General features: G+C 44.7%; 17 protein-coding genes and 1 other annotated feature. Of the genes, 4 read left to right on the top strand and 13 right to left on the bottom strand.

From position 1 onward, the window contains the following. Positions 1 to 337: 337 nt before the first annotated feature. The gene (locus MHN02_RS08040; protein WP_156078560.1) at positions 338 to 2932 is read right to left on the bottom strand and encodes a TonB-dependent receptor; all 2595 of its coding nucleotides are present in this window, start codon (positions 2930 to 2932) and stop codon (positions 338 to 340) included. 448 nt (positions 2933 to 3380) lie between these two features. Then, positions 3381 to 4034 (bottom strand): signal peptidase I, encoded by a 654-nt coding sequence (lepB, locus tag MHN02_RS08035; protein ID WP_061486123.1) that lies wholly within the window; start codon positions 4032 to 4034, stop codon positions 3381 to 3383. Between the two features lie 330 nt (positions 4035 to 4364). Between lepB and MHN02_RS08030 the strand changes: the two genes are divergently transcribed. The 3 genes from MHN02_RS08030 to MHN02_RS08020 all read left to right on the top strand — a co-directional run bounded on the left by MHN02_RS08030 (position 4365) and on the right by MHN02_RS08020 (position 9336). Beyond that, a complete protein-coding gene (locus MHN02_RS08030) occupies positions 4365 to 7280 on the top strand; it encodes a pitrilysin family protein (protein ID WP_343212215.1) in 2916 nt (971 codons plus the stop codon). A 258-nt stretch (positions 7281 to 7538) separates the two neighbouring features. After that, a complete protein-coding gene (locus MHN02_RS08025) occupies positions 7539 to 8384 on the top strand; it encodes a formate/nitrite transporter family protein (protein ID WP_049588640.1) in 846 nt (281 codons plus the stop codon). Positions 8385 to 8475: 91 nt separating this feature from the next. After that, a complete protein-coding gene (locus MHN02_RS08020; RefSeq protein ID WP_168463728.1) occupies positions 8476 to 9336 on the top strand; it encodes an alpha/beta hydrolase-fold protein in 861 nt (286 codons plus the stop codon). A 157-nt stretch (positions 9337 to 9493) separates the two neighbouring features. On the opposite strand, the gene hisIE is transcribed toward MHN02_RS08020, so the two are convergent. Genes hisIE through hisG form a run of 8 tightly spaced genes read right to left on the bottom strand, consistent with a single transcriptional unit; the run spans position 9494 to position 16634 of the window. Beyond that, positions 9494 to 10111: a bifunctional phosphoribosyl-AMP cyclohydrolase/phosphoribosyl-ATP diphosphatase HisIE gene (gene hisIE / locus MHN02_RS08015; protein ID WP_239245429.1), complete on the bottom strand. Its 618-nt coding sequence runs from the start codon at positions 10109 to 10111 to the stop codon at positions 9494 to 9496. Continuing rightward, positions 10108 to 10920 (bottom strand): imidazole glycerol phosphate synthase subunit HisF, encoded by an 813-nt coding sequence (gene hisF, locus MHN02_RS08010; protein ID WP_239245427.1) that lies wholly within the window; start codon positions 10918 to 10920, stop codon positions 10108 to 10110. The genes hisIE and hisF overlap by 4 nt, the downstream gene beginning before the upstream one ends. After that, positions 10902 to 11639, bottom strand: coding sequence for a 1-(5-phosphoribosyl)-5-[(5-phosphoribosylamino)methylideneamino]imidazole-4-carboxamide isomerase (gene hisA, locus MHN02_RS08005; protein ID WP_039225201.1), 738 nt, complete (start codon positions 11637 to 11639; stop codon positions 10902 to 10904). Before hisA ends, hisF begins: the two co-directional genes overlap by 19 nt. Continuing rightward, complete coding sequence (gene hisH / locus MHN02_RS08000) at positions 11639 to 12268, bottom strand: imidazole glycerol phosphate synthase subunit HisH (RefSeq protein WP_187446637.1); 630 nt, start codon at positions 12266 to 12268, stop codon at positions 11639 to 11641. Before hisH ends, hisA begins: the two co-directional genes overlap by 1 nt. After that, complete coding sequence (gene hisB / locus MHN02_RS07995) at positions 12268 to 13338, bottom strand: bifunctional histidinol-phosphatase/imidazoleglycerol-phosphate dehydratase HisB (RefSeq protein ID WP_239245425.1); 1071 nt, start codon at positions 13336 to 13338, stop codon at positions 12268 to 12270. Before hisB ends, hisH begins: the two co-directional genes overlap by 1 nt. Next, positions 13335 to 14414, bottom strand: a complete 1080-nt coding sequence (hisC, locus tag MHN02_RS07990; RefSeq protein WP_239245422.1) for a histidinol-phosphate transaminase — start codon at positions 14412 to 14414, stop codon at positions 13335 to 13337. Before hisC ends, hisB begins: the two co-directional genes overlap by 4 nt. After that, a complete protein-coding gene (gene hisD, locus MHN02_RS07985; RefSeq protein WP_239245420.1) occupies positions 14414 to 15718 on the bottom strand; it encodes a histidinol dehydrogenase in 1305 nt (434 codons plus the stop codon). The genes hisC and hisD overlap by 1 nt, the downstream gene beginning before the upstream one ends. A gap of 13 nt (positions 15719 to 15731) precedes the next feature. Next, positions 15732 to 16634 (bottom strand): ATP phosphoribosyltransferase, encoded by a 903-nt coding sequence (gene hisG / locus MHN02_RS07980; protein ID WP_014950027.1) that lies wholly within the window; start codon positions 16632 to 16634, stop codon positions 15732 to 15734. 50 nt (positions 16635 to 16684) lie between these two features. Continuing rightward, positions 16685 to 16803, bottom strand: a sequence feature (His leader region). A gap of 230 nt (positions 16804 to 17033) precedes the next feature. Between hisG and MHN02_RS07975 the strand changes: the two genes are divergently transcribed. Beyond that, on the top strand, positions 17034 to 17273 hold the full coding sequence (locus MHN02_RS07975; RefSeq protein ID WP_049588649.1) for a hypothetical protein: 240 nt from the start codon (positions 17034 to 17036) through the stop codon (positions 17271 to 17273). 15 nt (positions 17274 to 17288) lie between these two features. Here MHN02_RS07975 and MHN02_RS07970 read toward each other — a convergent pair whose 3' ends face one another. From MHN02_RS07970 to MHN02_RS07960, 3 genes are all read right to left on the bottom strand, one after another. Beyond that, positions 17289 to 17585 (bottom strand): hypothetical protein, encoded by a 297-nt coding sequence (locus MHN02_RS07970; protein WP_336246532.1) that lies wholly within the window; start codon positions 17583 to 17585, stop codon positions 17289 to 17291. A 372-nt stretch (positions 17586 to 17957) separates the two neighbouring features. After that, complete coding sequence (locus tag MHN02_RS07965; protein WP_239245418.1) at positions 17958 to 18530, bottom strand: YSC84-related protein; 573 nt, start codon at positions 18528 to 18530, stop codon at positions 17958 to 17960. A gap of 180 nt (positions 18531 to 18710) precedes the next feature. Further along, entirely contained in the window at positions 18711 to 18980 is a 270-nt protein-coding gene (locus MHN02_RS07960) for a DUF6482 family protein (RefSeq protein WP_257721543.1), read from the bottom strand. Positions 18981 to 19056 lie beyond the last annotated feature (76 nt).

Here is a 19056-nt window from a genome sequence, read left to right as displayed (position 1 = left end):
AGAAGTCTGTAGTTTTAGAGCAAGTCAGAACATAGAAATTAGTTGATAAATTATATGCTAAAAACTCTAGTTTTATTGATACTAATAATTTTCTACACTTTTTTACTGAAGAGTAGATTTAAGGTAAAGATGATGGACGCTTGGCGTTCTGAAACAGTAGGCTCGGAGGTTATGGTTTATGTGATGATTGTATTGCCTGTGATTCTCGCATGGCTCACTACGGTGCTCTTTGAATATCTTTTTTCCTAAACACACGTTAATACATGAATGAAAAAAAGCGCTCAAGGCATGCCATTGTTAAGCAATGCCGTTGAGCGCTTTTTCGTTTTAAAGGCTTTTAGAAGCGGTAAGTTAGTTTAGAGTATACGAAGCGGCCACGTGGGTTGTGCACGCCGCCTACATAGCCGTATAAGTCACCATCACCATCACCGATAGCAAACGGAGGCTCTTCGTCAAGCAAGTTGTTTGAACCAATTACAAGGCGAAGGTTGTCGCTGTAGTTGTAACCAAACTGCAAGTCTACCAACATTTGAGAATCAACCGTTCTCGAGGTATTTTCTTCAAAGTCCAACACACCGTCGAAATCAATGTCAGGCGTGTCTTCAAACTCACCAACAAAGCTAATGTTCAAGTTGGCATCGAACGCACCTTTAGACCAGGTTGTGCCGAATAACCAACGGTGTTCTGGATAGCCATATTCGCCAGTGTACTCAAGACCGTCTTTTTCGAACTCGTTCATGTAAGACCAATCAAGGTTAAAGCGTACGTTACCGAACTCTTGCAACTCCATGCGGTAGTTGGCGCTGAAATCAACACCAGACGCTTCTTGAGATGATACGTTTTGGTAGGTGTTGAAAATCTTTTGAATTACACCTAATGACTCGCCTGGCTGCGGATCTAATCGAACACAGATTGTGCTGTCTTGGTTATTACATTCCGCGTCGTAAACTAAGCCGAATTGCTGCTCATCAATTTTGTTATCCTGCGTAATACTCCATACATCAATGCTCAGGCCTAATTCTTGAATAGGTGCGTAGATAACACCTACGTTCCAAGATTCTGACTCTTCTGCATCCAAGTTAGGGTTACCTGCAAACTCGATATTGTAATCCAACGATTCACAATCCTGACCTGTTGCATCACAGCGATATTTGTCTACAAAGAAAACACTTTTCTGTGATGGACCAAGGCCAACTTGTGCAAGAGACGGTGCTCTAAAGCCCTGAGCCCATGAACCGCGCACGGTTACTTCATCACTTGGCGCCCAACGTAATGCTATTTTAGGATTAGTTGTACTACCAAAGTCACTGTAATGGTCATAGCGGCCAGCTAGTTGAAGCTCAAGCTGTTCAGCTAAAGGTATAGATAGCTCTAAATATGCAGCATACTGGTCGCGTTCAGCAGAGGCAGAAACTGATTCAGTACCGAAGATTAATCCGCGCTGGAACTGAACATCAGGAACGTCAGATACTTGCTCTTCACGATATTCAACACCTGCTGCCATCATGACAACATCGTCGCCGAAGCTGAATGCTTCACCGGTAATGTGAGCGTCAACGCTGGTCATTCGAGATTCACCACGGCGCACAAGGCTAGTAGTAATATCATCAATTACACTTTGTGGGTTAGTAACGCCACCAAACGGGTTGTAGTTACCAAGGTTAATTTGTTCCTGAAGCCAGTCAACGCGAACCCACCCTTGTGACTGATCACCACTTTGTTCTGAACGGCTGCGGCCTTTTTGTACAGATGCTTCCCAATCGTAATCATTGAACGTGCCACGAAGGCCTGCGACTAAACGAAGAGTGTCAGATTCGATATCCCAGCGACGGGCACCTGCGTCAACAGGGCGGTAGCGACCAATTTCAATGTCTTGTCCAAACGGGTTATCAGGATGAGTACCCGGAACGGTTAAACCAGCATCTTCATCAAGAGGTGTTGCTGCACCGCCTGCTTCAGACGTATTGTGCTGCATTGCAACTTCCATAAATGCTGTGGTTTCGTCGCCAATTTTATAGTCGAACTGACCAATAAAGCCTACGCGCTCAGAAGCCGGTATGGTTAAACCAAATGGGCCATAATCGAACAAGCAGCTGCCAGACGCCGTTGCGCTATCTTCTGGACAATCAGGGTCGATAGTTTTAACGCCATCCACATAGAAGTAACCTGGGTAACCTCGTGAAGAACGGAAGTCCATACCACCATAAGGTGATTGGTTAGCTGTTCCGAATCGGCCCATTTCGTCAGCGCCAAGCGTGCTGTTGTTGAAGTAGTCGATGATAACTGTAGCACTGCTTTTTTCGCTTTGAGAGCCCCATAGAATACTGGCGGTGGTCTCATCATAGCTTGGGCCTGTTGTACCACCATAACCTGCATTAATCTCTAGACCTTCGTAGTCTTTCTTCAGTACTACGTTTACGACACCAGCAACAGCGTCTGAGCCGTAAATCGCAGAAGCGCCATCTTTTAATATATCGATTCGTTCGATGGCAGATACAGGAATAGAGTTAATATCAACAAATGAGTTAGTGATACTTTCAGCAAAGGCACTTATTGCCACGCGACGTCCGTTTATTAGAACAAGCGTTGCATCTGGTCCCATACCTCTGAGGGATACCGCTGCCGCGCCATTGGCTGTTGAATCTTGGCTGTTATTACGTGTCGAGAAGGTACCCGCACCTGTGGCCGGCATACGCTCGAGTAATTGTTGAAGGTTTTCATAGCCCATGCCTTCAATCATTGTTGCATCTATTGATTGAATAGGTGAAGGGCCTTCCATATCTGTACGTTTGATACGAGAACCGGTGACTGCAATTCGTTCAAGGTTGGCTGCTTCTTCGTCAGCTTGCTGTGCATACGCAGGAGATAGAGAGGTTAATCCTGAAAGTGCTAATCCCACTGCAATTGCACTTACTTTACGACCTTGTTTCATTGTTATTTCCTTATTTCCATTTTACTTGTTGTGTGTTTTTGCAACACGATGATGTTGCAAAATTATGAATAGCACTCCTAATACTTAAGTTGCAATAGGGGAAAACACGAAAGATGTGACACTTGGTTACAAAGTGTGTAAACCATGTATTACTTTTTTAAATGTGAAGCGGGATTAAGCGGCCGTGAAGTTAAACTAAAAACAGCGTAAAAATAAAGGGTTGCGGCTTAGTTAATTGGTGTTGAGGAAGTGGGAATTTGATAAGGAACAAGACCGCTATTTGTAATTCATTAGTAAGAATTTACGTATATGCAATTGCTCCTACATTTTTCTTCATATACGTGAATATCACCGCTTTATCAGATCTGACCAGATTTTTTTTGCCGAAAAATTGAACGCAAGTAAAGGTCTAGCTTGGCCTTTTTGCAAGTAACGGTATTGTTCAGCCCTACTGAAGTGATGTGAAAAGCCTGTCTTTTCGCGGTAAATACATATCGTCCGGATCTAGTGAAAATGCAACCGAGTTGGCTTTGCCCTGAATTTCTTCAATTGGAATGAAGCCATAATAACGAGAATCAACGCTATTGTTCCTATTATCCCCCATTGCCAGCACGTGATCTCTGGGCACAGTGATCAAATTAAAGTTTTTCGCAGGGCTAGGTAATGGGTTAAGCGCTATGGTTCGTGTTTGGCCTAAAATCTGCTCGGAATAAAGATTGTGACCTTTGACGCTTAACGTTGCTTTTTCACCATTGATAAAAAGAACGTTGTTTTCTAATTTGACCTTATCACCTTCAATGGCAACCACACGTTTAATGAGTCTGGTATCAGCTGCATTACTGTCAATGATTACAATGTCACCGCGATTGATGTTACCAGTTTTCGCGACAACAACGTCTGTGAACGGCAGTTCTAGCGTGTAGGCTGATTTATCAACCACTACGCGGTCGCCTACTTGAATGGTGGGCTCCATAGAGCCTGTAGGGACATAATACCAATCAGCAACACTGCTTCGAAACGAGAAAAGCAAAACCATAAATAAAATGAAAGGCAGGTTGTTCTTAACGCTCTGTTTTAGATTTAACACGGCTTCGGTTCTCACTTTTCGTAGATTGCTCGTTGGATCAAAGTTTTATCACGACATGGCTTGTGTAATAGATGTAGATTGTAAATTACCTAATTTGTTCAAAATTGAGGTGTGGAAAATGTAACGAACTATGTCGGTAGCTAATTAAGGTTGCTCTAGCTACAGGGTATTGAGCGTTGAAAAAAAGCAATAAAACTCATGTAAATCATATGTTTATATTTCACTCTGTAAAAGATGAACGCCGCCCGTTTAGGCATGCTTAAAATGTCTGAAAAAGGAATGTCATGGCACTGGTGGTGCACTTGTGGTACTTGTTACATTTTTGACTCGCAAAGAACATACATAATGCTTGAAACATTCAAACGAACAAGAATGTACACTGCAATTGCTGTAATAACATTAAGTGCAGTTTCGACAGGGTGTACGCATAACACCAATGATCCACAAAATGTACGAACTGCTTCCGATATAACCAGCGAAACAACCACTAATGCAGATAATAGTACTGCTTCCCTAAATACGTCACTGTTCAACGTGGACTACGAGCGTTTTACTCTGGATAACGGGCTTACCGTTGTACTGCACGTTGACAGGTCTGATCCCGTTGCTGCAGTCGCCCTCACTGCGCATGTGGGTTCAGCCAGAGAAAAAGAAGGGCGAACAGGCTTTGCGCACTTGTTTGAACACTTACTTTTTCTCGAATCAGAGAACTTGGGAAAAGGCGGTCTTGATAAACTCAGTGCGAAAATTGGCGGCTCAGGTGCAAATGGCTCGACGAGTCGTGATAGTACCAATTACTTCCAAACTGTACCCATTGATGCTTTAGAAAAAATGATCTGGGCTGAAGCCGATAAGTTGGGATTTTTCATTAATACCGTAACAGACCCTGTGCTCGCCAAAGAAAAGCAGGTGGTGAAAAACGAAAAGCGCCAGAGTGTGGATAATCGTCCTTATGGTCACAATCAATATGTGATTGATAAAAACCTTTACCCTGAAGGGCATCCTTATAGTTGGCAAGTGATTGGGTCGTTAGATGATCTGCAAAACGCAACGCTTGCTGACGTGAAAGAGTTTTTCAAAAAATGGTATGTACCTAATAATGTGGTGCTTACCATCGCGGGTGATATTAACGTAAATCAAACTAAAGCGTGGGTTAAAAAATATTTCGATGAAATTCCTGCGGGAGAGCAAATCAACAAATTACCGCCTCAACCTGCGAAGCTCAATGAGACTAAAAAACGATTCCATATAGATAATTTTGCACAAGCGCCACTTTTAACTATGGTGTGGCCAACCGTACCTGAATATCACGATGACTATTATCCACTTCAAGTACTTTCTCAGTACTTAAGCCAAGGCAAAAATGCTCCGCTGAACAAGGTGCTTGTTGACGAGAAGAAGCTCACCAGTGATGTTTATCTTTATGGCTATGATGCTGAGATCGCTGGACAGCTACAGCTGCAGGTTATGGCATTTAATGGCGTGAACTTAAACACTGTTGCAGATGGAGTTAACGAAGCGTTCGCCCGTTTTGAGAAAGACGGGATTTCTTCCAAGGATTTGGCGCGCATAAAAGCAGGTCAAGAAACAGAATTTTATCAAGGACTTTCAAGCGTCTTAGGTAAAGGTTTTCAATTGGCACAATACGAAATCTTTGCGGGCGGGGCTGAATTTATCAGCCAAGATGTTCAGAAAATTCTGGGCGTTTCACAACAAGATGTAATGCGTGTTTATAGCACCTATATCAAGGATAAACCGTTTGTGGCCACCAGCTTTGTACCTAAGGGGCAGCAAGAGTTGGTGTTAAGCGGCTCTACTGAAGCTAATGTAGTGGAGGAGCAAATTGTCGCGGGGGCGGAAGAGAGCTTTGATGCGTTAGTTGCGGCTGAATACGAACGTACTCCGTCATCGTTTGATCGCACGAAAGAGCCTGCTTATGGTGAATCAATAGAAATTACACCACCTAAGGTTTGGCAAAATACACTGTCGTCTGGCATCAAAATAACGGGTATTGCTAATGACGAAGTGCCATTGGTCGCGTTTGAGTTAAAGCTGGATGGTGGCATGCTTCTAGACTCAGAAGGTAAAACAGGAACCGCCAATTTACTTGCCGCAACTTTGCTTAAAGGTACGGCGGACAAAACACCCGAGCAGCTGGAGCAGGAAATTGAGCTTTTAGGCGCTTCTCTGGAGGCCAGTGCTTCTGAAACTGACATTACTATTAGCGGAACGGTATTGTCTAAGCACTACAGTGACTTAATGCAGCTCGTCACTGAAGTGATACTTTCTCCTCGCTTTGATGAACAAGAGTTTGAATTAGCTAAAGACGATACAATCAACCAGATTGAACAAATAAAAGCGAACCCTAATGCCATTGCATCGGTTGAGTTTAAAACACTGCTTTACGGAGAGGCGCATCCGTTTGCTCAAACGGTTCTTGGAGATAAGCAAACTGTAGATGACACAACGCTCGAAGATGTTAAGAAGTATTACGAGAAATACTTCACACCGTCATTGGCAAAGTTCCATGTTGTGGGAGACATCAAACAACAGGACGTTGTAAAAAGCCTAGCGCCACTTAATGCGCGATGGTTACCAAAAGATGTTACTTTTGCGAAGGTACCAGAGCCCAAGCTGCCAGAAAGCGCCCAAGTCTTTTTCTATGACGTGCCTGGGGCTAAACAGTCAGTGCTTTATTTCGGCCATTCCGCCCCGAATGTTACTCATGATGATGCTTATAAAGTCAGTGTGATGAATTATCGTTTAGGCGGGGGCGGTTTCGCCTCACAGCTTATGCAGGAACTACGTGAAAACAAAGGCTACACCTATGGCATTCGTTCATCGTTTTCTAGCGATAAATATACCGGTGAATTCACCATACGAAGCGCCGTAAGGTCGAACGTTACCTTAGAAGCAACGCAAGCTATCATGGATATATTAGCAGAGTTTGGTGCAAACTATTCAGATGAAGATTTAGGCGTTACGAAAGGATTCACACTTAAATCTGGTGCAAGGGCGTTTGAGACGCTAGGCGCTAAACTGAGTATGGTTAGCGAAATCAGCGATTTTGGCTTGCCCAATGATTACGTTTTACAGCAAGAAGCTGAGGTAAAAGCGTTAACCGTTGGTGAGATAAAGCGCCTTTACGGTAAATATGTACATCCTGATAGAATGATTTATTTGATAGTAGGGGACAAAGATACCCAGTTTGAGCGTTTACAAGCGCTTGGGTTAGGGCAACCAACCTTGTTAAACCCTTAGTTCATGTTTGACGTTTTGCGAGCATTATAACGACCGGCAATAAGACCAAAGCCCTTGTGAACAGCGTTCACGCGGGCTTTTTTATTAAAATGGGTGCTATATCTGAAATAGGCAAATTTATTGTGACCAAAAACGTGCTTAATCAACGTAACCTAATAGGGAGGTCTGGTGATGCCTGTTAAGTAGCTGTGTCGTAGACCAAATACTATGTAATTGAGGTAAACGTCCTAGTTAAGCGCAGAGTTGCAGGAGGCATGAGTGACAGAAAAAGTGAAGGAGTCTGGGCATAGAGAGCAAGACGTTGCCCTTAGTCATACTGAAGAAAAAGATGTACGAGATAATCAGAGCTTAAATTCTGTTTCTTTGTATGCCATTGTCCACAGGGAAGGGTTAGAAGAACTTCAACGTCCTATGATGTCATTGTGGTGGTCTGGTGTGGCAGCAGGCATTGGTATCTCGATTTCAATTCTTGCTGAAGGAATTCTGCATCACCTCTTTGCAAACTCTCCCAATCAGTTTGTTATCGAAAACCTGGGCTATACGGTTGGTTTCGTGCTGGTGATTGTTGGTCGCCTACAGCTATTTACCGAAAATACGCTGTCAGTTATCCTGCCTTTGCTAAGCAAGCCATCGGTTAACATGGGAGTGTGCATCGCGCGCTTGTGGGGCATTGTCTTCGCCGCCAATATGTTCGGCACCTTTTTGGCTGCGTTTTTCAGCTTTTCGCTGCAATCTGTTCCACCAGAGCTGGTTGAAGGGATGACCGCTATTTCTGAACATTATGCCAAGCTATCACCGTCAGACGCCTTCTCATACGGCATTATATCTGGGTTTATCATTGCCGCTATTGTATGGATGAAGCCTTCGGTTAAGCATTCTCAAATATTGATGATAGTTATTTTTACTTATTTAATTGCTATAGGAAATTTTACGCACGTGATAGCCGGTTCAACAGAACTTTTCTTGTTAGCACTGCAAAATAAAATAAGCGTTCTTGAAACACTCTCACTAATTGGTGCAACATTACTAGGAAATATTGTGGGCGGAACGGGGCTGTTCGCGCTGCTGGCTTATGGCCAAGTGGTAAGAGAAATCGAGAAATAGAGAAGTCAAAAAGTGACCCTTGGTGTGCAAACAGTGGTTAATTGAAATTAGCTGCGTTATAACATTCCGTTTAAACCACTAAGGGATTACGGTGCTTCGCTTTCTAACAGCAATAATTCTTGTCGGAAGTGCATTTTCATGTGCTTTTGCTGAATCAATCATTAAACCTATCATTTCTGAAGCGTCTGTTTCGTTACCTAGAAGCAAAATGGTGACAATAGAAGATACGGAAACTGCACGTAAATATACGTTATTTGTACAGTTGCCAAAAAGCTATAACACATCTCCTTCCAAGGATTACCCCGTAATATACACAACAGATGCGCCTTACAGTTTTCCTATTATCGTAGGCTCTATGCGAATGCCAGTAAACGTAGGCCAAATGGAAGAAGCGGTCATAGTGGGGTTGTCTTATTCCCTAGAATCAAAAGGCGTGGAGAGTAGAGTAAGGGACTACACTCCTGCCATAGCCAATAGTTGGAAACTGGAAACCGGTCTTGCTGCTGAGTACCTGTCATTTATTAGACGAGATGTATTAACATTTATTGAATCTACATATCGAGTAGACGCCAATCGACGGACTTTTATTGGGCATTCATTAGGCGGGCTATTTGGCGGCTACGTGCTCATGCAATCTCCTGAAACCTTTTCTAACTATGTGCTTGTTAGCCCTTCAGTGTGGTTTAATGACGATTACTTACTAACCTTAGAAATGGCTGAAACTCAATCGCCCAAGCGTGTTTATATTGGTGTGGGAAGCTTAGAAACGCCTGAGTTTGGCGAGGGTCAAGATATGGTTGCGGGGAGCAAAGCATTGGCAAGTAAAATCATCGCTAAGGCAGATCAAAACATAACACTACAATTGCATGTTATCGGCGGTGCGTCACATGCGACCGTGTTTCCCACCGTTGCTATCCAAGGGATCGATTGGATATTGGGAACGCCGCGCTAGTCGCGTTTTCTTTAACTGACGGATTATTTCATGCTCAATTTTTAGGCAGGCTAAACAATGTTAATTGCAATGAAGTGCAAAGCTCTGCGATACAAAAATGCCCTTCGCGTAGAAAACGAGAAGGGCATTTTGAATAATAAACGAGTTTTACAACGGATTACTTATGACGCTCACGCAACACATCAAGTGCATCGTTTAACGACATATCGCTCGCCTGAAGCAGTACCGTTAAGTGGTACAACAAATCAGCGGCTTCATTTTTAAGCTCTTCCTTGTCGTGCACAGTCGCAGCCAATGCGGTTTCTACCCCTTCTTCGCCAACCTTCTGCGCTATTCGCTTAATGCCTTTGTTGTAGAGGCTAGCGGTATAGCTGCTTTTTGGGTCGGCATCTTTGCGGGCAGCCAACACTCGCTCTAAGTCAGCAAGGAAAGTAAAGGTTGGTGTGTTGCCCTCAAACCAACAGCTTTCAACACCAGTGTGGCATGTCGGGCCGTTAGGGTTGGCAAGTACCAACAGTGAATCTTGGTCGCAGTCACAAGCCACGCTCACTAAATCTAGCGTGTTACCTGACGTTTCACCCTTGGTCCAAAGTCGCTGTTTTGAGCGGCTGAAAAAGGTCACTTTGCCCGTTTCAAGGGTTTTCGCCAATGCGTCTTGGTCCATGTAGCCCTGCATTAACACCTTGCCAGACAGTGCGTCTTGTACAATGGCGGGCAACAGGTTGTCCATTTTATCCCAAGCTAATTCATTGCTGTTTTCGTTGGTAATGATCACGGGTTTACTCCTTCTGCTTGCGCCGTTAATCCGTGACGCTTACGCATGGCAATGCCATTTCTGGTTAACTCTGCTTTTAGCTCATCAATATTAATGATGCCTTTATGAAATACCGATGCCGCCAGAGCGCCATCGACATCAGCTTGTTGAAACACATCCGTAAAGTGAGCTATTTCACCTGCACCACCTGAGGCAATTAGCGGCACTTCACATACATCGCGCACGGCTTTCAGCTGCTTCACATCGTAGCCTTCGCGCACGCCGTCTTGGTTCATGCAGTTCAGAACAATTTCACCAGCACCGCGCGACTGAACTTCTTTAATCCAATCGATGGTCTGCCATTGGCTTTTTTGAGTACGCGCTTCATCACCAGTGAATTTGTACACTTCGTATTGGTCGGTTGCTTCGTTATAAAAGCTGTCGATACCAATCACGACGCACTGTTGTCCATAAACGTCGTGCAGCTGGTTAATAAGGTCTGGATTATTAAGGGCAGGGGAGTTAATCGAAATCTTATCTGCACCCATTTCCAAAATGCGCCCAGCGTCTTCAATACTCTTAATGCCGCCCGCTACGCAAAACGGGATATCAATAACCTGTGCTATACGGCTTACCCAGCTTTTGTCTACCACGCGGGCATCAGAACTTGCGGTGATATCGTAAAATACCAACTCGTCGGCCCCCGCTTTTGCGTATTGCTCGGCAAGAGGCACAATATCACCAATAATTTCATGATTTCTAAACTGAACGCCCTTAACAACTTTGCCGTCGCGTACGTCTAGGCACGGTATTATGCGTTTTGCCAGCATGCGATAGCCTCCTTCACCGTAAACTTACCTTCAAGTAGTGCGCGCCCAAGAATAACGCCGCCAACGTTTGTGGGTTTTAGCGCTTCGATATCAGCGATGCTGCCAATACCGCCAGACGCTTGCCAGCTAACGTGTGGGAAACGGGCTGCCATTTCTTGATACAGCTCAGTGTTCGCACCTTGTAGCGTGCCGTCGCGGCTAATGTCGGTACACAGCACATGCTTTGCGCCTACTGTAGCGAAGTCTTCAAGTAAGCCTTCAAGGGCTACTCCAGAATTCTCTTGCCAACCGTGGGTAGCAATAAGCTTTTCACCGCTGTCGCTAATATTGATATCAAGGGCCAATACAATGTGCTCTGGGCCGTATTTTTCTACCCAAGACTTCACAAGCTCGGGTTGTTTTACCGCCAAAGAACCAATCACTACGCGGCTTACGCCCGTTTCTAGTAATTGCGCTACTTCTTCTTCACTACGAATACCGCCGCCAGCTTGAAACTTCATGCGCTTGGTATCGACCATAGACTTAATTAGTGAAAGCTGACGTTTACTGGTGTCTTTAGCGCCTGTTAGGTCAACAATGTGCAGCCAGGTTGCACCTTGGTCGGCATAGTCGTGAACCACGTCTACTGGGTCCAGTTCGTATTGGGTTTTCTGCTCGTAGTCGCCTTGATAAAGGCGTACTACGCGTCCGTCAATAAGATCAATCGCTGGAATAATCATTATAGGTTCACAAAGTTAGTCAGTAATTGTGCTCCGGCCTCGCCAGAACGCTCTGGGTGAAATTGCACCCCGTAAAAGTTGTCTTTATTTATAGCTGCTGAAAACGTATTACCATAAGTGCAGCTTGCAAGCGTGTGCTCGTATTCAGGAACGGCAAAACTGTGCACAAAGTAAAAGTAGGTATCTTGTGGGATGCCCTTAAATAAACTTTCTTCTTTATGAGAGACTGTGTTCCAACCCATATGAGGTAAGCGCACGCCTTTTGATTCCATGCGAGCCACATGACCTGGCATTAGGTTCAAACAGTCGATGTTGCCTGTACCTTGAAAACCACCTTCAGCGCTGGTTTCAACCATAAGTTGCATGCCTAAACATACGCCTAGCACAGGTTGGGTAAGCGACTGCAGGGTTTCCACTAGCGCTTTTTGCTTAATGCTTGCCATCGCTGCTGCCGCTGTTCCTACGCCGGGTAAGAACACTTTATCAGCGTTTTTTATCACGTTTACATCGTCAGATACGTCCACTTCAACGCCTAAGCGCTCAAGGGCAAAGCGTACTGATGAAATGTTCGCGCAGCCGGTATTTACTATGACTATTTTTTGTCGCTGGCTGGGGTTTACCACTGACATTACAGGGCTCCTTTACTACTTGGTAGTGCATCGCCTTGGCGCGTAATGGCTTGACGTAGCGCACGGCCAAATACTTTAAACAGGCTTTCTACTTGGTGGTGAGCATTACCTTCGCTGGTGGAAAGGTGTAACGATAGCCCCATGCTTTGTGCAAGCGAATAGAAGAAGTGCGGTACCATTTCGGTGGCCATTTCACCTACCTGGTCGCGGCTAAATTCAGCGTCAAACTTAAGGTGTGGGCGGTTAGAAATGTCCATAATACATTCCGCACGACATTCATCCATTGGCAACGCGAAACCAAAGCGACCAATACCGCGTTTGTCGCCTAGTGCCTTTTTAAGCGCTTCACCAAGGGCAAGCGCGGTGTCTTCTACACTGTGGTGGTCGTCAATGTGCAAATCGCCATCGGTAGTGAGGTTTAGCTCAAAACCACCGTGGGTAGCAATTTGGTCTAGCATGTGGTCAAAAAAGCCCATGCCGGTTTGAATTGTCGACTTAGCCTGCGAATCAAGATCTACACGCACGCGAATGTCGGTTTCAGAGGTGGTACGTACCACCTCTGCAATACGTGACGACGCAAGCAAACTTTTCTGAATATCGTTCCAGTTTAAGCTTTCACGGTTGTACTGAAAGCTGCGAATACCCATGTTTTCAGCAAGCTGTACATCGGTAACTCTGTCACCAATAACAAACGAACGAGTGAAGTCCACTTTGCCTTGCTGCAGGTATTCTTGTACTAAGCCAAGCTTGGGTTTGCGGCATGTGCAGTTATCAGCATCGAAGTGCGGGCAAATAAGCACGTCGTCAAACACTACACCCTGGCTTTCGAAAATGGCCATCATGGCATTGTGTGGCTTGTCGAAGTCTTCTTGCGGGAAACTGTCTGTACCCAAGCCGTCTTGGTTACTTACCATCACGAGTTTAAACCCAGCTGCCTTTAGTTTAAGTAGCACAGGAATAACGTTTGGCTCGAAAACAAGCTTCTCTAAACTATCTAATTGCTTATCTACTGGCGGCTCTTCTACGAGTGTACCGTCGCGGTCAATAAATAAAATGGCTTGCTGACTCATGCCGCGTCCTCATTATTTTTAAATTCGTTAATTAGCTGCATTAAACGCTGGTTTTGCTCTTCAGTGCCTATGCTTACGCGTAAACAGTTTTGTAAGTTAAGCTGTTTTGATTGATCGCGAATAAGCATGCCTTGGCTTACCAAGTACTGCATTAGGGCTTGCGCTTTTGCGTAGCGGAATAAGATAAAGTTTGCTCGTCTATCACCCACTAATTCAAAGCCTTCGATAGATTCCAGCGCTTCGGCTAGGGCCTCTTTTTCCCGGTTAATAGTAGCCACCTGAAGCTCAAGTAACGTTAGCGATTCAGCCGACAATGCTTGTGCAGCAATCTGCGCTACTGGCTCTGGAATGGGATAGGGCGCTATCACTTTAAGTAGTGCTTGGATGACGGGTGCCTGAGCAAGTGTAAAACCACAGCGAAGACCGGCAAGAGCAAACGCTTTAGACAGCGTACGAAGTACCACCAAGTTTGGATAGTTGTTTATTTCATTTGCCCACGTATTGTCGGCATCGAACTCAATATACGCTTCATCTACAACAACCAGTGCTTTATCGGCAAAGTGATTGAGCACGGTTTTAATGTCTTCACGAGCAACTGGCGTACCGGTTGGATTGTTGGGCGCACAGATGAAAATCACGTTAACGTCATCTTCAGCGCATACAGCATTCACGTTAAGGCTAAAGTCGTCGTTAAGCGGCACTTTCTTAATGCCCACATCACAGGTTTCAGCACTGATTGCATACATACCGTAGGTAGGCGGGCATATCAGAATGCTGTCTTTACCCGGCGTGCAGAAGGTGCGAATAAGCAGTTCAATGCCTTCATCTGCGCCGCGGGTAACAATAAGCTGCGATTTGTCTAGCCCGGCGTAGTTTGCGTAACCACTGACTACCGCTTCGGGCTGACATGACGGATAGCGGTTAAAGTTGCTGCTATCTACGCTGTATTCGTTGGCATAAGGTGACTCGTTGGCATTAAGCCAGTCTTGACCACCTGAAAATAAGCGACGAGCCGATTCATACGGCTTTAGCGGCACTAAATTTTTGTTAATTAGGTTATCGATAAGTGCCGACATTAGGCGTTTCCTTGCTTAAGTGCCTGCATGCGAAGTGCAACGGCCTGTTCGTGTGCATCCAAGCCCTCGGCAGCTGCAAGTGCCATAATCGCAGGGCCTAAATTACGCATGCCGTCTGCGCTTAGTTCTTGAATAGTGTAGCGACGCATAAAGTCTAATAATCCAAGGCTAGAGTAATTCTTAGCATAGCCATAGGTTGGCAGTACGTGGTTAGTGCCCGACGCGTAATCACCTGCAGATTCTGGTGACCACGGGCCTAGGAATATAGAGCCTGCGTATTTAATTTTTGGCAAATAATCACGGGCATTCTCTATTTGTACAATTAAGTGCTCAGCAGCGTAGGCGTTACTTGCTTCAATGGCTTGCTCAATGGAATCAGCCAAAATATAACGCGCATTTTCCATAGCAGGGCGGGCAATCTCAGCGCGAGATAGAGTTGCTAATTGACGTTCAACCGCGGCTTTTGCTTCTTCAATAAGTGTAGCGCTGTTAGACACCAAAATAGCCTGCGAGTCTGGACCGTGCTCGGCTTGGGAAAGCAGGTCGGCCGCTACAAACTCAGGGTTTGCGAACTCATCAGCAAGTACCAACACTTCTGATGGGCCGGCCGGCATATCAATAGCTGCACCATCAGCACGTTGGCTTACTTGCTGTTTAGCTTCAGTCACAAAGCTGTTACCCGGGCCAAAAATCTTATCTACTTGAGGAACGCTGTCTGTTCCCAAGGCCATAGCGGCGATTGCTTGGGCACCACCACACAAGAAGATCTTGTCGATGCCGCATTTTCTGGCCGCATACGCAATTTCAGGCGCGATAAGCTGTTCTTTGTTTGGTGGAGTACAAAGTAGCTTATTTTCGCAGCCCGCCACCAATGCAGGTACGCCTAGCATCAATACGGTTGATGGAAGTGGAGCGCTGCCGCCTGGAATATAAAGACCCACTGCATCAAGGGCGGTGAAGCGCAGCTCGCATTTAACACCAGGCGTTGTGGTTAGCGCGATATCACTAGGCATTTGCGCTTCGTGAAACATTTTTATGTTGTTGAACGCAGTATCGATAGCACTTGCTACATCTGGCGTTACCTTCGCAGCAAGAGCATCAATGTTTTCTTGTGAAAGGACAAGGCTAGTTAAGTCTGGGCAGTCAAATTTACGTGTGTAATCAAGTACTGCCTCATCGCCTTCTTTTTCAACGCGGGCGATAATGTCGCCCACGGTCTGCTTTAACTGTTGGCTATTGGCCATAGCCGGGCGGGCTAGCGCCTGTTTTTTCTCATTTACCGAAAGAGATGACCAAGTAATCATAATTGCCTGCCTTTTAGCCCATCATTTTTTCGATTGGCATTACAAGAATAGAGCTACAACCAAGGGCTTTAAGTTTCTCCATGGTTTCCCAGAACAAGGTCTCTGTAGAAACAACGTGGATAGCAACTTGTTCTTCATTTCCAGCAAGTGGTAGAACCGTAGGATTTTCAGCACCTGGAAGTAGGCTTTTCACTTGCTCTAAATACGCTTTTGGTGCGTGTAGCATGATGTACTTGCTTTCTTTTGCTAATAATACGCCATCAACACGTGGCATTAGTCGGTTAACCAGTGTTTCTTTCTCGTCGCTAAGCTCGCCATCAGCGCGCTTAATAAGTACCGCTTTACTGCGGAAAATAACGTCTTTTTCAACAAGACCGTTAGCTTCAAGGGTTGCACCGGTAGATACAAGGTCACAGATAGCGTCAGCTACACCTGCTCGTGGAGCCACTTCCACAGAACCTTGTAGCATTACAGCCTTTGCATTTATGCCCTGTTCTTTGAAGTAGCGCTCAAGTAGGTAGGGGTAAGTTGTTGCTACTTTTTTGCCTTCTAGCGACTGGATTCCTTGATAATCCATCTCATTAGGTACCGCAATAGACAGGCGGCAGCCGCCGTAGTCTAGACGACGCAATACTTCATATTCGAATGGCTTGCCCGCAGCTTTACGCTCTAGCATTTTCTCTTCTAGCTCATTTTCGCCAATAAAGCCTAGGTCTACTACACCATCCATAACAAGACCTGGAATATCGTCGTCACGCACGCGAAGCAAATCAATAGGCTGGTTCGTAGAATGCGCAATCAGCAGGCGATCACGAATATTGAGTTTAATGCCTATAGCTTTCAGTAGGGCAATGCTGTCATCGCTCAATCGACCTGATTTCTGTACGGCAATTCGAAGTCTTTTGCTGTTACTCATTGAAACATTCCTTACACGTTGTGTTTTAACTTTTGATTGCGCCTAAAACGAAAAACCCCCGGAAGTTTCCTTCCGAGGGTCGAGAATTTGTTTTATCTGCGCCACTGGAAGGATACATAGACCTTCCAGCACGAACCTGAAAGGTTATGCTTTGTGGTGATGGTGATGTTTCGTCGCGCAGTTAATCATTTTGAAAATTTTAATTCCTAATTTCGAACGGCTGAAACATTAGCGTTTTGAATTAGGATTTGCAAGGTTAAAGTGAACTCTTTTGGCACATTAACTCTAATTTAATGTGTATATAATAAAACAATTCGTTATGAATTAGTTTTAAACCGTAATTTTTGGCAACTCGTTGCCGATAAGTTATAGAGACAAATGCAAACTTCTGGAGGGCGTATGAGCAACGATCTACTGTTTCCCATTTTGCCTCGCAACACAAAAGTGCCGATTGAGACGGACGACCGCGTGAAGAAAGTGCAAAAGACCAAAAAGACCGAGCATTTTAGTGAAGAAGAGCGCGATCAGTTTCAAGACGTGAAGCGAACTGAGATTATCGAAAAATCAGCTGAAAACTCGAAAGATAAAGAGCGAGGTAACAGCGAGGGTGGGCTTAAGCATATTGATATTGATGTTTAGCGAAACTTGTTAGCGTTAGGTTTTGCTCGCATTGAGTTCTTCAAATAAAGCCGCAATTTGATTCGTCACTTTGTGCTTAGGTAAGTAGAAAGGCAGCGGCATTCGCTTAGAGTGAGACTCTTTCACTTTTACCGTGGCACTTATATAACTTTCTAACACTGGCAAATCTTGCTGCTTAAGTGTCTCAATTAACTCTCTTGGAAGCTTTGCTTGGCTATTGAATTGATTAACAACAATACCCAACAAACGCAGTTCAGGGTTGTGGTCTTCTTTTAATTCCATTGCATTTTCAAGTAATCGCTCACTAAACAGCGAAAAAAATCAACACCGCAAAACCACGTGGTTTTATATACCTAGAATGGAAAGCGTTATGGTTAGTATAAAAAAGTCTGTATGGCAGCTTGCAATAATGCTTCTGGCGTTTGGATGTCCAATAATACTTACTCAGCCGATGTATACACTGCGCAATATTACGCAAATAAAGGTCTGAAAAGTGCTAAGCATTTTCCTGGATTGGCGAGTCTTTGCGATATTAGTCAAGAGCCGCGGGATATTTTTATTGTAAAGGTTTAGAGCGGTAGCGGGCAGTTGTGCAGAAAAAATAAAAAGGCCTCTTGCATTCAAGAGGCCTTCGGTGTGTTGGAGCGCTAATCGCTAATATGGTTAGGAATAGTTAGGGCGGAATTAGTTTAGTTCTTTATCTACCCAAAATTTCGTGCCTTTAACAGTGGCCTGTAATGTAAGGCCGCTTTCAGTCATAGTATACACTGTGACGTTACCCAAGTACCCTTCGCCTTCTGCAGATGCGCCTTTGTTACCGGCTTTCGCTGCTACATCCGCGTTGCCACCTACGGTCCATCCATTTTCAATAAAGTGATTCATCGCTTTTTGTGTGTGGAAAACCATAACAATTCGGTAATCTTTTGCGCCTAAGCCAAGGCCTACACCACCTTCGGCCATATTCATATATGTTTTTGCGCCGTTTACATTATTGTTTACAACACCGTAGCCTGTGCCCGCCGCCACAAAGAATACGTTGATGTTAGCATTGGTAAATACGGCGTAGCCGGCAGCGTCTTTTACCTGAGAGCGCGTATCGGGCTTTTCAGAATAAAGGCGGGCGAGCGCGTTATCTTGCATATCTAAAATAGCTTGTCGCTTTTCAGCAACAGTTCCGTCGCCCATCGAAGCGCACGCCGTCAAGGCTAACACGGCAGCCACAAACACAGATTTAATAGCTAACTCACTTATTTTCATGCAATTCTCCTTAGCATGTAGGTATTTTATTAACTACAGAAGAAGACCATTCTTACTGTTTCTAATTCAATAAAATACCGTTTTAATTTACGTCACATTAGTTGTACGCAAAAAACGTGCTAAGTGGTGCATGGAACATTGAAAACTATTGGTCTTACTTGCTAGGACACCTGCAAGTCGCTACCACTCAATTTCAAGCTCTAACGCACCGGGATGATCGGTTTGACCAACCATTTCTTCATACGGTGTGCTTTGACGGAGCCAAACTTTCTCAAAGGCTTGAGAGTCAAAATGCTCCCTAATCTCGTTCAAACAGTGAAACGTTTTAGGTTGTGACTTGTTGTCGCGAACCAAGGTGCGTGAGGCGCCCATACCGGTTGATGCGAGGTAATTGCCGCCTTCTAGTGACTCGATGTATAAGTTCATAGTGTAACCCTCATTAGGTCGCAACTCGTTATAGCTGCGTCTTATATCTAATTAGTCGAAAATAGCCACAATGATCATTAATTTTGTGTCATGCACGATA

Origin of the sequence: Alteromonas sp. CNT1-28 (assembly GCF_022348345.1) — a bacterium.
Lineage (GTDB): Bacteria > Pseudomonadota > Gammaproteobacteria > Enterobacterales > Alteromonadaceae > Alteromonas > Alteromonas macleodii.
The sequence above is the reverse complement of the archived record's forward strand: the minus strand, read 5'-3'. Positions and strand labels throughout refer to the sequence as shown.

Coding starts and splice junctions, on each gene's coding strand:
- MHN02_RS08040 (WP_156078560.1), bottom strand. CDS start 2,932: ATGAAACAAGGTCGTAAAGTAAGTGCAATTGCAGTGGGATTAGCACTT.
- MHN02_RS08030 (WP_343212215.1), top strand. CDS start 4,365: ATGCTTGAAACATTCAAACGAACAAGAATGTACACTGCAATTGCTGTA.
- hisF (WP_239245427.1), bottom strand. CDS start 10,920: ATGCTGGCAAAACGCATAATACCGTGCCTAGACGTACGCGACGGCAAA.
- hisA (WP_039225201.1), bottom strand. CDS start 11,639: ATGATTATTCCAGCGATTGATCTTATTGACGGACGCGTAGTACGCCTT.
- hisH (WP_187446637.1), bottom strand. CDS start 12,268: ATGTCAGTGGTAAACCCCAGCCAGCGACAAAAAATAGTCATAGTAAAT.
- hisB (WP_239245425.1), bottom strand. CDS start 13,338: ATGAGTCAGCAAGCCATTTTATTTATTGACCGCGACGGTACACTCGTA.
- hisC (WP_239245422.1), bottom strand. CDS start 14,414: ATGTCGGCACTTATCGATAACCTAATTAACAAAAATTTAGTGCCGCTA.
- hisD (WP_239245420.1), bottom strand. CDS start 15,718: ATGATTACTTGGTCATCTCTTTCGGTAAATGAGAAAAAACAGGCGCTA.
- hisG (WP_014950027.1), bottom strand. CDS start 16,634: ATGAGTAACAGCAAAAGACTTCGAATTGCCGTACAGAAATCAGGTCGA.
- MHN02_RS07975 (WP_049588649.1), top strand. CDS start 17,034: ATGAGCAACGATCTACTGTTTCCCATTTTGCCTCGCAACACAAAAGTG.
- MHN02_RS07965 (WP_239245418.1), bottom strand. CDS start 18,530: ATGAAAATAAGTGAGTTAGCTATTAAATCTGTGTTTGTGGCTGCCGTG.